This is a genomic window from Ruegeria sp. F5 (genome assembly GCF_056533845.1).
On sequence record NZ_JBQFOU010000006.1, the window covers coordinates 258,112 to 273,104 of the forward strand.

12 protein-coding genes are annotated in these 14,993 nt (G+C 56.6%); 6 read left to right on the top strand and 6 right to left on the bottom strand.

The window, feature by feature from the left end; translation table 11 throughout:
- Nucleotides 1–28: 28 nt before the first annotated feature.
- Genes ACR0K1_RS11955 through ACR0K1_RS11965 form a run of 3 tightly spaced genes read left to right on the top strand, consistent with a single transcriptional unit; the run spans nt 29 to nt 2,804 of the window.
- On the top strand, nt 29–1,210 hold the full coding sequence (locus ACR0K1_RS11955; protein WP_480850747.1) for a phytanoyl-CoA dioxygenase family protein: 1,182 nt from the start codon (nt 29–31) through the stop codon (nt 1,208–1,210).
- Nucleotides 1,211–1,242: 32 nt separating this feature from the next.
- Nucleotides 1,243–2,049, top strand: coding sequence for a 5-deoxy-glucuronate isomerase (gene iolB, locus ACR0K1_RS11960; protein WP_480614455.1), 807 nt, complete (start codon nt 1,243–1,245; stop codon nt 2,047–2,049).
- Entirely contained in the window at nt 2,046–2,804 is a 759-nt protein-coding gene (locus ACR0K1_RS11965; RefSeq protein ID WP_480614458.1) for an SDR family NAD(P)-dependent oxidoreductase, read from the top strand. Before iolB ends, ACR0K1_RS11965 begins: the two co-directional genes overlap by 4 nt.
- Nucleotides 2,805–2,813: 9 nt before the next feature.
- On the opposite strand, the gene ACR0K1_RS11970 is transcribed toward ACR0K1_RS11965, so the two are convergent.
- From ACR0K1_RS11970 to ACR0K1_RS11980, 3 genes are read right to left on the bottom strand one after another with little or no spacing between them, the layout of a single operon-like run.
- The gene (locus ACR0K1_RS11970) at nt 2,814–3,653 is read right to left on the bottom strand and encodes a class II fructose-bisphosphate aldolase (protein WP_480614460.1); all 840 of its coding nucleotides are present in this window, start codon (nt 3,651–3,653) and stop codon (nt 2,814–2,816) included.
- Nucleotides 3,650–4,486 carry a 5-deoxy-glucuronate isomerase gene (locus ACR0K1_RS11975; RefSeq protein WP_480850750.1) on the bottom strand — a complete coding sequence of 279 codons (837 nt, stop codon included), beginning with the start codon at nt 4,484–4,486 and terminating at the stop codon, nt 3,650–3,652. The genes ACR0K1_RS11970 and ACR0K1_RS11975 overlap by 4 nt, the downstream gene beginning before the upstream one ends.
- Nucleotides 4,487–4,495: 9 nt before the next feature.
- Nucleotides 4,496–5,464: a PfkB family carbohydrate kinase gene (locus tag ACR0K1_RS11980; RefSeq protein ID WP_480614488.1), complete on the bottom strand. Its 969-nt coding sequence runs from the start codon at nt 5,462–5,464 to the stop codon at nt 4,496–4,498.
- Between the two features lie 124 nt (nt 5,465–5,588).
- On the opposite strand from ACR0K1_RS11980, the gene ACR0K1_RS11985 reads away from it, so the two are divergent.
- Both ACR0K1_RS11985 and ACR0K1_RS11990 read left to right on the top strand, forming a co-directional pair.
- Entirely contained in the window at nt 5,589–6,692 is a 1,104-nt protein-coding gene (locus ACR0K1_RS11985; RefSeq protein WP_480850752.1) for a Gfo/Idh/MocA family protein, read from the top strand.
- A gap of 37 nt (nt 6,693–6,729) precedes the next feature.
- Entirely contained in the window at nt 6,730–7,863 is a 1,134-nt protein-coding gene (locus tag ACR0K1_RS11990; RefSeq protein WP_480614467.1) for a Gfo/Idh/MocA family protein, read from the top strand.
- Here the strand turns inward: ACR0K1_RS11990 and ACR0K1_RS11995 are convergent, their stop codons facing one another.
- Nucleotides 7,864–8,862 carry a LacI family DNA-binding transcriptional regulator gene (locus ACR0K1_RS11995; RefSeq protein WP_480614470.1) on the bottom strand — a complete coding sequence of 333 codons (999 nt, stop codon included), beginning with the start codon at nt 8,860–8,862 and terminating at the stop codon, nt 7,864–7,866.
- 539 nt (nt 8,863–9,401) lie between these two features.
- Between ACR0K1_RS11995 and ACR0K1_RS12000 the strand changes: the two genes are divergently transcribed.
- Nucleotides 9,402–11,420, top strand: a complete 2,019-nt coding sequence (locus ACR0K1_RS12000; protein ID WP_480850754.1) for an ATP-binding protein — start codon at nt 9,402–9,404, stop codon at nt 11,418–11,420.
- A gap of 170 nt (nt 11,421–11,590) precedes the next feature.
- Here ACR0K1_RS12000 and ACR0K1_RS12005 read toward each other — a convergent pair whose 3' ends face one another.
- Together ACR0K1_RS12005 and ACR0K1_RS12010 are read right to left on the bottom strand one after the other, a co-directional pair.
- Entirely contained in the window at nt 11,591–12,169 is a 579-nt protein-coding gene (locus ACR0K1_RS12005) for a recombinase family protein (protein WP_480850756.1), read from the bottom strand.
- Nucleotides 12,170–12,897: 728 nt separating this feature from the next.
- Entirely contained in the window at nt 12,898–14,154 is a 1,257-nt protein-coding gene (locus ACR0K1_RS12010) for a hypothetical protein (protein WP_480850758.1), read from the bottom strand.
- Nucleotides 14,155–14,993: the final 839 nt, after the last annotated feature.

Genomic DNA, 14,993 nt, shown 5'->3' on the forward strand with positions numbered 1-14,993 from the left:
TGCCGATGAAACTGTAAGGAAGCCTGTGATGCAGCAACAAGACCCCGGATATGTCGGTTTCTTCGACCGCGCCTCTTGCGATCTGGATGGCTTCAAGGCGCTGACCTCTCAGGTGCTTTCGCCTGCGGCGGTTCCGCATGCGGCATCGGTCGAAAAGAATGTGCCGATCTATGACATGAACGTGCTGCGCCCCATGCTGGCGCAGGCAGGCCAACGCAGGGCCGTGCTGGCGGAATGGGCCTGGGTGCTTGGCAAGTCGGCGGGTGTGATCGTTTTGCGGGGCGCATATGCGGACACCTCGGTGATTGACCGCGCGTCCATGGTCTTTCGCCAGATCATCGAAGAAGAACGCCAGAGCGGCGCGGGCGAAGGCGATCACTTTGCGGCCTCGGGCGCGAATGACCGGATCTGGAACGCGCTGCAAAAACAGTGCCTGCGCGACCCCAAAGGGTTTGCGCTTTACTTTGCGAATACCTCAATCGCGGCTGTGTGTGAAGCATGGCTGGGGCCGAATTACCAAATGACGGCGCAGATCAATCAGGTGCGGCCGGGCGGCAAGGCCCAGCAGGCGCATCGTGACTATCATCTGGGGTTTCAAAGCGCCGACAGCGCGGCGCGGTATCCGGCCCACGCGCATCTGGTGACGGCTTCGCTGACCTTGCAGGGCGCAGTGGCCCATTGCGATATGCCGGTGGAAAGTGGCCCGACCAAGCTGTTGCCATTCTCGCAGCTCTACCCGCCGGGCTATCTGGCGTTCCACGATCCGGCGCATCAGGATCATTTCGAACAGGCCTGTATCCAACTGCCGCTGTCCAAGGGCGATGCCGTTTTCTTCAACCCCGCCCTGTTCCACGCGGCGGGCGAAAACAGCAGCGCGGACATACACAGAATGGCGAACCTGCTGCAAATCTCCTCCGCCTTCGGCCGCGCGATGGAAGCTGTGGACCGCCGCGCAATGTCGCAAGCCGTTTTCCCGGCGCTGGTTGCGTTGAAACAACGGGGCCAACTGACCGCGACCGAACTGGATGCCGCCATCGTTGCAACGGCCGAAGGGTACCCGTTCCCGACCAATCTGGACACTGACCCCCCAACCGGGGGCAATGCGCCGGAAAGCCAGGCCGATATTCTGCGGCGGGCGGTTCGTGACGGGTGGGCCGAGGCGGAACTGGAAAAGGCCCTTGCGGCCCTGCAAACACGGCAAGCTGCCTGAGACCATCCGGCGAAGGCATCAAGGAGACTAAAATGGCAGACCTGCTCAGAAAACCCTTTGGAACGCACGGCAAAGTCCACGACATCACGCCTGCCAGCGCCGGGTGGCGCTATGTCGGGTTCGGCTTGCACCATCTGCGCGCCGGGGACCGGGTGGCCGAGGCCACGGGCGAGCGCGAGGTCATTCTGGTCATGGTGGAAGGCAAGGCGCAGATCACCGGCGCGGGGCAGGACTGGGGCGTGCTGGGCGACCGGATGAACGTGTTCGAAAAGACACCGCCGCACTGCCTGTACCTGCCGAACGGGTCCGAGTGGGAGGCGGTGGCCGAAACCGATTGCGTGATCGCCGTTTGCTCGGCACCGGGCATGGGCGGGTATCCGGCGCGGCGGATCGGCCCCGACGGGATCACCCTGACCGAACGCGGCAAAGGTGTGAACACGCGGCACATCAACAACATCGCGATGGAGAATGAGGATTACGCCGATAGCCTGCTGGTGACCGAGGTCTTCACCCCGAACGGCCACTGGTCGTCCTACCCCAGCCATCGCCATGACGAGGATGACTACCCAAGGATCACCTATCTGGAGGAAACCTATTACCACCGTCTCAACCCGGCCAACGGGTTCGGCATTCAACGGGTCTATACCGATGACGGAACTTTGGACCAGACGATGGCCGTATCCGATGGCGACGTCGTGCTGGTTCCGCGCGGCCATCACCCCTGCGGCGCGCCCTATGGGTTCGAGATGTACTATCTGAACGTCATGGCCGGCCCTCTGCGGAAATGGCGGTTTGTTCCGGCGCCCGAGGTTGAATGGATTATGGAGCGCGATGCATGACCCCGAGCTTTGCCACCTATCCCAGCCTGAACGGCAAGACCGTTTTCATAACCGGCGGCGCTGGGGGCATCGGCGCGGAAACCGTGCGCGCCTTCGCAGGGCAAGGGGCCAAGGTCGGATTTCTGGACATCAACGCAGACGCCGGGCAGGCGTTGCTTGCGGAACTGGGCGGGGATCATGCGTTCGCCCAATGCGACCTGCGCGATATCGAAGCGCTGCGTATCGCGCTGGCCGATCTGGTTGGCCAACTCGGCGCAGCACATGTTCTGGTCAACAACGCGGCCCATGATGACCGGCACGACTGGCGTGAGCTCACGCCAGACTATTGGGACGAGCGCATGGCGACGAATATCCGTCATATGTTCTTTACGATCCAATCGGTCGCGCCCGCGATGATCGAACGCGGCGGCGGGGCCATCGTCAACCTCGGTTCGAATTCGTGGTGGGAGGCGGGCGCAGGTTTCCCGGCCTACGCCACCGCCAAATCTGCCGTTCATGGCCTGACCCGCACCATGGCACGCGAGTTGGGAGATCACAGAATCCGCGTAAACACCGTGGTGCCCGGATGGATCATGACCGAGCGTCAGAAAGACCTGTGGGTCACGCCCGAGGGGCTGGCCAAGCAGGTCGACCGCCAATGTCTGCCCGATCCGATTGATCCGGTCTATGTGGCGCGGATGGTGGTGTTTCTGGCCTCGGACGACGCCGCCATGTGCAGTGCCGGCAACTTCATGGTCGAGGGCGGTTCGATCTAGGCCTTTTCGCTATCTCTGCGGCGGAGCCCCGAAGGCGCGGATCACAACCCGTGCGGCGGCTTCGACCGGGTCCTGCGTTTCTTTCAGGATGGTCACGCGGTCAAACCGGCTGGGGTCGCGGTTCACCGCGTCGCGCAGGGCGTGGCCGAAGGCCATGCGCAGTTCGGTACCGATGTTGAACTTACAGATCGAGGTCTGACGCGACAGCCGGCTGCGCTGGTCCACCGGCACGCCCGAGCCGCCATGGATCACCAGCGGCACATCGGTCATGGCGTCGATTTCGGCGATGCGCGCCTCGTCCAGACCGCCTTCCTTGTCCTGCTGCAAATGAACGTTGCCGACCGAGATTGCCATTGCGTCCACGCCGCTTTCGCGCGCGAATTGCGCGGCTTCGGACGGGTCGGTGCCGTTCGACCCTTCGCCGCCGGAATAGCCGACAAAGCCGATCTCGCCCTCGCAGGATATCCCCGCGGCGTGGGCCATGTCCGCAATGGCGGCGGTTTCGTCGATATTCTGCTGCAACGGCTTTCGCGATCCGTCGAACATCAGCGAGGTGAAGCCGCTGTCCAGCGCAATCCTGCACTCCTCAAACGTGTACCCATGATCCAGATGCGCCACGACCGGGACCGAGGCACCCTCGGCCAGATGGCGGAACATCTTGCCCAGAATGGGCAGCGGCGTGTGTTCGCGGCAGCTTGGCCCGGCCTGCAGGATCAGCGGAGCGTTTTCCGCCTCGGCCGCGGCCACATAGGCGCGCATATCCTCCCACCCCAGCGTGACCAGACCGCCGACGGCGTATCCCTGTTCATAGGCCGGAGTCAGGACATCTTTCAGCGTAACAAGGGTCATTTGAACTTGGCGATCATGTCTTTGATGCCCGGGATCGTCTCGATCTGATAGGCATGGGTGGGTTGGAAATACTGCACCAGCGAGCGCTGGCTCAGACCGCCGAGAATGGTGAAATAATACATCTCGTACCCCGGCAGCACGCAGCAGGGGTGATAGCCCGTGTCGATGCAGATCGTCGAGCCGTCGACGATGTGATAGGCATCGCCCGGCTCGTTATCCGCGCGCTGCAGCATCTGCAGGCCCGAGCCCCAGTTGGGCTTGAAGCGGAAATTATAGGTCTCGTCATGCCGGGACTCGTCGGGCAGACGGTTGGTGTCGTGCTTGTGGCTGGGAAAGCCCGACCAGCCGCCCTGACCGACGGTGAACAGCTCGCTGACCAGCAGGCGGCCCACCTTGTCGTGCTGTTTCTGGCCGAGGATGTGCTTGATCTTGCGGTGGGTCTTGGTGTCGTCGCTGCCATATTGCACAAGGTCATGTTCGCGCACGTCGAACGGATCCAGCACCTTGTCGTATTTGGCCCCGGCGACGAACACCTCGGCCTCGTCCGAGACGCAGACCATCTGCGCTTTGGCGCCGACGGGTACATAGACCCCTTCGGGTTCCCCATCCCAGACATCCTCGCCCCGGTTGCCCAGATTGGGAAAGGGCACGCCTTCGACATCCACATCGACGCTGCCGGTTGCGGGGACGATGCAGGTCTCGTATCCCGGCACCTGGTATTCAAACGCCTCGCCCTTCTTCAACTTGACGATGTTGAAGTAATTCAGGGGTACAGTGGGATCGTCGGCATCGACGATGGGTTTGTTCTGATTGTCATAGGGTGCGATATGCATGGGCCTCTCCTATGTCGTCGGGCCGGGATGATTGGCAAGGAACGCGTCCAGTTCCGGGGTTGTAGGCATGGCTCCGGCGCAACCGGGCTTGGACACCACGATCGACGCACAGGCCGAGCCGCGCATCACCGCATCCGTCAGCGAATGTCCCGCCGCGACCGAGGCCAACAAGCCCGCCATGAAACTGTCACCGGCGCCGTTGGGTTTGACCGCGGTGACGGGGTAGATGCCGGTGCGGATTTCCTGACCATCCGCCAGAGTGACCGCGCCTTTCTCACCCATCTTGTAGATGACAATCCGGCCGGGTTTCTCCGCCAGCTCTTTGGCCTTGGCAAATCCCTTGTCGATGCCACCGGCCATGAAGCCGAACTCTTCATCATTGCCGACGATCAGGTCGCTGGCTTCCCCGGCGCGGGAAAGCACGTCGGCGGCCACCTCGGGCGAGGGCCAGCTATAGGGGCGGTAGTCGATGTCGAAGATGATCGGCAGCCCGGCCTTGCGCGCATGGTCAAAGGCCCGGAACGTGGCGCTGCGCGACGGTTCAGCGGCAAAAACAGTTCCGGCCGAGATCACCGCAGAAAATGCCGAGAAGTCGATGCCATCCATATCCTCTTCCGTGACCTGAAAATCCACCGCGCCATTGCGATATATGACGTTCTGGAAATCCTCGATACAGCTTTCATAGACCGCCAACGAAACCCGGTATTCGCCCCCAACCACGCGGATAAAAGTCGTGTCCACGCCGTAATGCGCCAGCCGGTTCAGGCAAAACCGCCCCACCGCGTCGTCTGAGACCGAGGTGATCAGCGATGTCTGACTGCCTAATTTCACCAGCCCGGCGCAGATATTGGCGGAGGATCCGCCCAGATCGGCGCGAAAGGTTTCGGCATGTTCGCTTTTGACGCCTATGGGATTGGCAAACATGTCCATCCCCGCGCGCCCGAACACGGCGAACCGGTTTCCTTTGATACCGTCCATCAAGGCGCTCACGTCTTATCCTCCGGCGAAATGGGATCGGCAAAGTTTGGACCTTGCGTTGAATCGATTCACACGATACTGATTTTGCAACCGGTTGCAAATGATATGTTCGGAGCCGTGACAGATGCCTGAAATCGGAATTGGAATCGTGGGTGGCGGCTATATGGGCAAGGCGCACTCGGTCGCGATGGCGGCGGTGGGCGCGGTGTTCAACACGGCGCTGCGGCCCCGGCTTGAGATGATCTGCGCTTCGACCCCCGAAAGCGCCGAGCGCTACCGGGCCGCTTACGGATTTCAGCGCGCCACCGAGGATTGGCAAGTGCTGGTCAACGACCCGAAAGTCGAAGCCGTTGTGATCGCCTCGCCCCAGTCCACTCACCGCCTAATTGCCGAGGCTGCGCTTGCCCTGGGCAAGCCGGTGCTGTGTGAAAAACCGCTGGGATCGTCGCTGGAGGACGGGCAGGCGATGGTGGCCGCAGCCGAGGCGGCCGGGATCACCAACATGGTCGGGTTCAACTATGTCCGAACCCCGGCCACTCAATACGCCCGCAAACTGATTGAAGACGGCGACATCGGCGACATCACCTGGTTTCGCGGCGAGCATACCGAGGATTTCTACGCCGACCCGCAAGCCCCGGCCACATGGCGCACCACCGGGATGCCGAACGGCACGATGGGGGACCTTGCACCGCATATGATCAACGGCGCGCTGGCCCTGATCGGACCCATTGCCGAGGTCATGGCCGAGGTCGAAACCGTTCACCACACCCGCCCCGGCGGCACCGTCACCAATGATGACCATGCGCAAATCATGTGCCGGTTTCAGAACGGGGCTATGGGCAATATCTATGTCAGCCGTATCTCGACTGGGCGCAAGATGGGCTATGCCTACGAAATCTCGGGTACAAAAGGCGCGTTCCGGTTTGATCAGGAGGATCAGAACGCCCTCTGGTATTACCGTCATGACGGGCCGGAAGCCACCCGGGGCTTCACCAAGATCCTGACCGGTCCGGCCCACCCGGATTACGAGCCGTTCTGTCAGGGCCCGGGCCACGGCACCGGTTATCAGGACCAGATCATCATCGAGGCCAAGGATTTCCTGCAGGCCATTCATACCGGCGAAGCGATCTGGCCGACCTTCCGCGACGGGCACGAGGTCAACCGCGTGGTGGCGGCGGCGCTGGCGTCCTCGGACCAGCGGCGATGGAAAAACATCAGCGATTTCTGATCGCAGGACCTGCACATTCTGAAGAGAGACGAAGACCATGGCAAAGCTGAGATGGGGCATGATCGGGGGTGGGGAAGGCAGCCAGATCGGGCCCGCCCACAGATTGGGCGCGCAAGCCGACGGGCTGTTTGATTTCGCCGCCGGGGCGTTGGATCACCGGCCCGAGCAGGGCCGCGAATACGCCCAGCGGCTGGGCATCGCCGCCGACCGCGCCTATGGCGACTGGCAAGAAATGCTGGCCGGGGAAAAGGACCGCGACGACCGCATCGATCTGGTGACGATCGCCACCCCGAACGCCACCCATTTCGAAATCTCCAAAGCGTTCCTTGAGGCCGGGTTCAATGTGCTGTGCGAAAAGCCGATGACCATGACTGTCGAAGAAGGGGAAGAGATCGTTCGCGTCGCCGAAAAATCGGGCAAAATCTGCGCGGTGAACTATTGCTATTCGGCCTATCCGATGGTGCGCCAGGCCCGCGCGATGGTGCGGGCGGGCGAGATTGGCAAGGTGCGTCTGGTCGTGACCAATTTCAGCCACGGCCACCACGGCGATGCAACGGACGCAGACAACCCGCGCGTGCGCTGGCGTTATGATCCCGCAATGGCGGGTGTGTCCGGCCAGTTCGCCGATTGCGGTATCCACGCTTTGCACATGGCCAGCTTTGTTTGCGATGATGAGGTCAAATCCCTGTCCGCCGACCTCGCCTCGACCATCCCCAGCCGCGAGCTGGAGGATGACGCCCTGGTCAGCTTCCGCATGGAGGGCGGCACGGTCGGGCGGCTGTGGACATCCTCGGTCGCGATTGGACGGCAGCACGGGTTCGACATTCAGGTCTTTGGCGAAACCGGCGGGTTGCTGTGGGCATCGGAACAGCCGAACCAGTTGATCTACACCCCGGTCGGCGGCCGCACCCAGATCATCGAAAAAGGCGAAGGCGGGTTGCATGACGAGGTGCAGCGCCTGTCCCGCGTGGCCATCGCACACCCCGAGGGGTTCCCGCTGGCCGTGGCCAATATCTACTGCGATCTGGCCGATGCAATCCGGGGCGAGACCCGCGACGGCTTGCCGGGTGCGGCAGACGGCGTCCGGTCAATTGCAGCTGTGCATGCGGCTGTTGCTTCGGGTAAAGCCGATGGCGCATGGCAGGACGCCCGCCCGCCGATGTTCAGATAGTCATGCGCGGGGCCGCAGCGTGCCCCGCTCGATCACCCGGCAGGGGAAGATCCTGGCCTCGGGGTAGCGCTGGGGCTCTTTCAGCATCTCCTCGACCAGATCGACGGACGAGGTGATGATCTGCTTGATCGGCTGGTGAATGGTGGTCAGATCGACGCTTTCCCAGCGCGACATCTCCATATCGTTCAGGCCGATGATGCCGATATCGTGTCCGGGTTTCAGGCCGTGATCCTTCAGGGCCGACAAGGCGCCGATCGACAGGATATCGTCGCCGCAAAAATACGCCTCGGCCGGAGCGTTGCCCAGCAGGCGCAGCATCTCAGCCCGCCCGGCCTCGAACGAATAGGCCCCGGCAAAGCAATGCGTGGCCTTGATGTCGGGATGATCCGCCAGTTCCTCCATGAACCCCCGATGCCGGTCCAAGGCCGAGGTCGCATCCTGCGGCCCGCCCAGATACCCCACGCGCCGATACCCCCGCGCCACCAGTTCCCGCGCCGCCATGCGCCCGCATTCCACGTTGTCGATCCCCACCACGTGCACCTCGGGCGACGTGGCAGACCGCCCGAACGTATGCACCACCGGCACACCCGCATCGTGAAACGCCTTGGCGAAACTGGGCGGCAGGGTGGATGAGGCCACGATGACCGCATCGACCGAATATTGCCGCAGCATACGGACCGAATTGGCGGGCTCGGTCTCATCGGTCAGGTTGACGATCAAAGGCCGCAGGCCCCGCTCCTGCAGCGCGCGGGTGAACTGGTCGAAGACCTCAAGGAAAATCGGGTTGTGGAAGTTGTTCGAAATCAGCCCGATCAGCTTGGTCCGTCCGGTCGTCAGCGACGAGGCCAGCGCATTCGGACTATACCCAAGCTCGCGCGCCGCTTTTTCAACTTTGCTGCGGGTTTTGGCCGACACCGACGCGCCCTCGGTAAACGTCCGCGACACAGCCGAGCGCGAAACGCCCGCAAGCGCCGCGACGTCTTTCAGAGTCACGCTCATCGCGGTCGCCTAAGGCGTTGGCGGGGCAAGAGGGCCGAGAGTGTATTCATAGCAAAGGCATTATGCACTAACGCACTGCCGTTGCAACCGGTTGCAATCAAGGCAATCGGTCTGGCGGAGGCTATGTTTGATGGCAGAAAGGGAATGCTGGGTGATGAGAGACTCGAACTCCCGACATCTTCGGTGTAAACGAAGCGCTCTACCAACTGTTACACAGACGCTCCGCTGTCTGAGCTAGTCACCCGTGACGGATTGTATGTGTTTTCCCAAAGCATCAACTGCGGTTTTCTCAGGTGAACCCTCGTGGTTCGAGTACGACACTTACTGTAACGGAATCAGAGGTCAAGTCGTTACATGTACGTCTACCTCTTGTTTGCGACAGAAGATTTAACATCTCGGGACAGTGACCTACTGGACGTCGATAATAGCGTTTGATCTCATCACGTCATTGCAAATGCTCTGATCGAGCGACAAAGTGCAGTCCAATCATCTGAGGATATTTTGCTGAGGAATGACATTTGAAACATAGACCACCCGATTTGGCGACACAGATTGAACGTGCATCCCTACCACGCGGCCTCGAGGGCTTCTTGTTCCCATTGTTTGAAGCTGTCACGAACTCTCTGCACTCAATTGAAGATCGCTTTGACGATGAAGCGCAGCAAAAAGGCATGATCAGAATTTTGTTTGATCAGGATCAACAGCGCATTGACGTAGTTGACAACGGCGAAGGCTTCACTCGGGTAAACACTAAGCACTTTCTTACGCCTTTTACCGGGCACAAGTTGCGGCGGAATGGCAAAGGCTTTGGGCGTTTCATCTCGTTCAAGGTGTTCGACGAAGTGTTGTACGCTTCTCCTACAGAAAGCTCCGATGGATTGTTTCATAACGCCATTTATGAATATCGCCCTACCGATCCCGACGATAATCTGGTTCCTTTGGATGACACTGATAGGATCGCACGGCATCCACACGACAGAGGGCTCTCGGTTTCGTTTCGCAAGCCGAAGGAAGAGCATCTTAAGTTCTTTGACTTCTCGTCGGATGAAGCCGACGAAGACTATACTGAATTGAGCATCGTTACAGCGATCCTAGATCACTTTCTGCTTAACTTTATTCAAAACAAGGTCCCTACAAACTTCGTGCTCGAAATTGGTGGGGTTCCCTTCAATCTGACCGAATATTTCTCAAGCAGTATCTTGGACAAGGGATCGCAAATAGTTCCAATCGAGATCGAAGGCAAAGAGGAAACTTTCGAGTTCACGTTCATGCAGATTGATGCCGACAAAGCAAATCAGCATGATCTGTATTTCTATGCCGATAACAGAGCTACCAGCGATTTAGAGCACATCTCAAAAGGTCTGAAAGAAAGTGCCTTTCAAGATGAAGAGGGGCGAAAGTACTTCTACCTCGTGGCCGTAACCAGTGAGTACTTCCGTCCAAGTCAGTCTCGTGACCGCATCGAAAACTTGAATGTTCAAGTAGGCAAGGGGCGAAGTAGTCAGGCTCTAAAAAAGATTCTCGCACAGCGAGCGAAGGACCTCATCCTCGAATTGGAGCCAAGCTACACAAGGAAACGCAGGGATATTATTCGCAGGAACCTTCAAGAGATTCTTGTATTTGATCCAATCCTTAGACGGGGTCTTGGTAACAATACGATCGAAGAATTCGTCAGTAGCCGAGGGATTCTGGAGAGCAAAGAGCAACTTGCCAGCGATTTGTTCATAGAAAGACAGCGTATCAAATTCGACTTCGCCAGAGTCAATTCCTCTATGCCATATGAGGAACTTCAACGCGTTGTGAGGGACAATATTAGGGAAGAAGCAAAGGAAGCCCTTGCCGTATACGTCGCCTACCGAACAAATGTAATTAAAGTACTAATCGAGATGCTAAACCGTCGAGATGGAAAGGTGGCTAAGGAAGATGCCGTTCATGAACTGATCTATCCTCGCTACAAAGACAGTGAAGAGATCGACTATGAGGGGCACAACCTTTGGTTAATCGACGATGACTTGGCGTATGCTGAATATATCTCGAGTGACAGAACGACGATGGGCAGAAAGAGGCGATCAGGGGATTACGCACACGATCTACTAATCAACAGTGAAGAAGAACTGTTAATTGTGGAGATGAAGCGACCACTCAAGAATACGTACGTAAATGATGAAGAGGCCAGACACCCTACCGATAACCCCGTTCAACAAGTAAAAGATCAAGTAGCGCAAATCAGAGACAAGGGCTTCATTAAGACCAGTGGAGATCGCGAGATCAACATTAACAGTGACAGAATGGTCCGGGCATATATTCTACTGGATTGGAATGAAAAAGCAGAAGCTTACTTAAAGCGAGAAGAGTTTGTGCTGTCCAATTTGGGTGGTTCCATGGCCTATCGCTATTTTCCTTGGCATAATATGATGATCGAAGTGCTTGATTTTAATCGTTTGGCAGATCGTGCGGCGAAGCGAAACGAAGTCTTTGAGAACATACTTAAAGGCAATGCCGATAACTCTGGTCGTAAGCTTACCGACCCGCTTTTAGTTGAGGTCAAGACTGGATGAAACTTGCGCCTCCCATGTAGGCCTTCTGGCATTGCTTTAATAGGTTTGTACGGTAGGCGTTTCTTTCCTCTTTATAAAAAGTGTCAGCACTCTCTGTATCTTGGGAAGCACAGCCACAGGTTGGTTTCTGTCTTTTCAACACCTTTTAGCTGTGCTCCTTGCTATCTATTTTAGCGGTTGCTCTCCACAACTGCAGACTGTCGGGTCTCGTTGACGATCCGATAGACCGATCTCTGAGAAATACTCAAGCGCTGGGCTATCTCGGGCTTCTTGTAGCCCTGCCCCAATAGCTGAAGCACCTCAGAGGCCCTCATACGTGCCGTTGGTTTTCTGCCTTTGTATTTACCCTCAGCTTTAGCTTTGGCTATCCCTTCTCTCTGCCGCTCCAGCATCATCTCTCGTTCAAACTGAGCGATGGACCCGAGCACATTCAGCATGAGCTTGCCTGTAGCTGTGGACGTATCAAGGGACATATCGAGTACCCTCAATGCGACGCCTCTCTTTGTGAGCTCATCCACTATCTCTCCGAGGTGTCGAACCGAACGAGCAAGACGATCAAGCTTGGTGACAATGAGGACATCTCCTTCTCTGCAGAAGCTGAGGGCGTCACTCAGCGCCTCTCTACGGGCTACTGAGGAGACTTGCTCGGAGTAGATTTTCTCACATCCAACTTCCGAGAGTGTCTGCAGTTGGGCTTCCAGTCCGGCTTGTTGTTCCAGTGTAGATGTTCTTGCGTATCCAATGATCATGTTGGTGGTTCCCTTTAGGTTTTAAGACGTTGAGTCAATTCCCTGCCAAAAGCAGAAACCAACTTCATTGCCACCATTTCCGCCACCCTCAGTGGATGGACACTGGACCTTGGCCTATTGGCAGCGTTTTTTGTCTGGAAACAAAGGGGTGGGGGGTTTTAGAAACCGACTTCAAAAAGTAGGGGATTATTGTTCTTATTATTACCTCTGAGAAACGGTCCCTCGGTCCATAAAAGAGGCCATCTCACGCAAAGTAGCCTCACCCGAGCTTAGAGTTCCGCAGAGTTATGGAACTAAATCACCAAGGGTGGATAGTATGTGTTTGCCTCTTGCGGAAGTATGTTGCTCAGTGCAGGTGAAAGAGGAAGCCGCTACCGTAGACTGATCCAAGATAGACTGAGAAATCATTTTGGATGAAGCTGCTTATGGGTTAGCTCTCAACTAATCTCATTAGTAGGAAGAGGATCAGCTTCTATCGAGTTCTTTCAACTGACACGATGCCCAGCGCTGAGAGTAATTCAATGTCAACTGAATAGCTTTTTAGAAGCTTCCTCAGCATCCAATCCTCTATCTTTCAAAGCCCACCGTATGCCGACATAACAAGACATACAGTTGACCCGGTACTAGTGAGTTCCTCAAGGTTTTATTCTTTTACGGGTTCGGCCATAAGATGCTGTTTATAAATGAAAAATAAGGGCCACCACACTTCTGTTTTTGTGGTACCCAATTCAGGACCTGATCTTGCTCCATTCCTCAGATGGAATTTCACCTTCCCACAACCAATTCAGCAACAGCTTCTGCATCCGCAAAGATGGCAAAAACAGCGTTATCGGTTTCCCGTCTCGGATTTGAGTTCTCCAGAGCCATTGGATCAATTCAGTAAGGGCATAATCATCATTAGAGATGACATCTGGACCACCGAACCAATTTAGGATCGAAGGATTAAGGTTTTGGTCATACAGGTAAATTGCGTGAGTACAGTGCCTATAGTCGTTCGTACCACGGGTTGTATTCGGTACCCACGTGGCCCTTGCTTTAGAGCGACCACAGGGAGATAGACGACTACCGCTGGCGTAAGGCCCCGGCTTAAATGCCGTTAGCAACTCACCATCACTACCAACCTTTGGACTTTTCCCGTTCCGATACCATTTGGGCTTGGGACAAGTGATCAGAATGTTTTCAAGGCTCATCTCGGAAAGACGGTAACGCCTAAGACCACTGAGAGCATTGGGGACCACTTCCTCCAATTTCTTAGAGTTCTTTTTTGTTTGGCTATTGAAGGTGAGGCTAATTCCCCTGAGCGCACGGATGTCTTGGATGGTGATGAGCTCTCTAGCCTTGCGGACAAACTCTCGCTCGATCTCTGGTGAACCTGTGTCGTGTACTGGGTCTAACCCGAGGCGCTTTAGGTAAGCGTACATGATCGACCCCTCAGCTTTGTAGGTGTATACGGTTAGAGAGTTGCCAGCCTTGAGCAGACCTTCAGGCATGACCGCGATGTTAATGCCATCAGTGATATGATAGAGACGACCAGCATTGGCTGTTCTAAAGATATCAGGCCTCAATGCATCGTCGACTTCATCTATGTTCCTAGCCCATAGATCGGTCGGTGTGATCAATCCAGTATCAGGATCAATAACTACGTAACCCGCGTTTACGCAGAACTCTTCCCAAGACTTCTTTTTGACTCGGTACCCGTCCTCAACAACGGTCATGACCTCATCTATGATGATCTCGTACCCGTCCAGCAGACCCATCTGAGCAACGTCAGCAAGGTTATTGAACATGGCGTGAGTGGTGACGACGTTGTGCCTCGCCTCCAGCAGTGCAATCAGATGATCTTTCTTGGTTTCAATTTCTCGGTCGTCTTGGACTACCTCTGGCTGTCTCACGGACACACGGGCTTCTCGGATGATACGATCACACTCCGACAACAATGGAGTGACGATGAGATAGCGTTTTGTTGCCTCAAGGTTGCTGATCATCTCAGTTGTCTTCCCGGTACCACATGGTCGATCAAAGATGACAACTGGGCGGGCAAGGGATGTTGAATCGGCAAATGGCAGAGGATAATGCCTCATGGTTTAATGTCTCGCTAATTTAGAGTGGGTTGCTTAAGCCTGCCTGAGTAGGCGCTATTCGGTCGAAGCTGCTTCGGCTCCTTAAGGGTACAGTTGGAGACCCTTATGCGCTGGGCGTGACAGAGGCGTCGGCAGGCAAATTAACGACTAGTGCACTTCGTTTAATGAGCACTGGTGAAGAAAATTCTCTCATCGTCTGGGGCTGCTATTTGGGTCGCCATAGAGCCAATCAGGCAGTCGCTGAGAGCTTCAAACTACTTCTCGGAGAGATAGTCTTATCTCAATCCCAAAGGTCTCTCCCGAGGAAATCATTTTGGTTTTCCATTGGACCGATCCAATGAAGCTGTTTCCTCCAAGGCAGATACTGCCATATCCACAAGTACATGAAATAAAGCCGTTAGTGTTTTCCACTGTGACCCATAGTTTCGAAATTTGTGAAGGATGGTCCGAGCGCTGCATCGTCGACAGATGATTTGTCTCTAGAGTCAGGACCTATAAACACAGCCCTTCACTTTCTGGGAAAGCGGACCTTGGTTCGCAGTGCAGCGAATGGCGCAACGGAGCCCAAACCTCCTGACGCTCTGTGCTGTAGCGAAGGTCAGCTTCTGCAAATGGTAGGTCAGTCACGGAATATGCACCACAAGCAGAGAACTTGGCGGCAGGTTAGCAGGGGTGGAGCGCAAGGCCGGTGTAGGTTACAGCCATGCTTCAAAAGTGGATGGAACATGCGCAGTCGACTACCA